Source organism: Pseudomonas sp. P5_B2 (genome assembly GCF_056400445.1).
The window spans coordinates 1-552 of record NZ_JBFULH010001481.1; the positions used below are offsets into that span (position 1 = coordinate 1).

The 552-nt window shown below is 54.7% G+C and carries 1 pseudogene; it reads left to right on the forward strand.

Annotated features, from left to right (window positions below):
• Positions 1–223: 223 nt before the first annotated feature.
• Positions 224–552, forward strand: a pseudogene (locus AC1DRJ_RS31940) (DUF1214 domain-containing protein); the annotation flags it as partial.

Genomic DNA, 552 nt, shown 5'->3' on the forward strand with positions numbered 1-552 from the left:
TCATACCGGTGTCCAGGCGCATTAACGACCATTCAGTGCTATTTAAGGCGTTGCACCACCCCGACAAATGGTCGTTCACCTGTCAGTTCTTACTGAACTGATCGTCTAGAGTTCCGTTAGCTCTGCCAGCCCCGGTAGCGCTCCCCATCGCAAGGACGATCGCCCCGTCGGTCTTGGTCCGACCGATGATCCAGACGAAAGGCGTGGGTGCCGGCAAATGGCTCCGCTGAACATGGGCGATGACCAAGACAAGCCGCTCGATGGGGCCAACAAGTACGTGCTGCATTTCAATAAGGGTGAAGCACCGCCGGTGAACGCCTTCTGGTCGATCACGTTGTACGATCCGGAAGGGTTCCAGGTGGGCAATACACTGAATCGTTTTGCGGTCAGTAGCTGGATGCCGTTCAAGATAAATGCCGACGGTTCGCTGGATATTTATTTCCAGAATGAAAGCCCCGGCAAAGACCTTGAAACCAATTTGCTTCCCGCGCCCAAAACTGCATTCAACTTGACCATGCGTTTGTACGGCCCGAAATCCGAGGCGTTGACCGG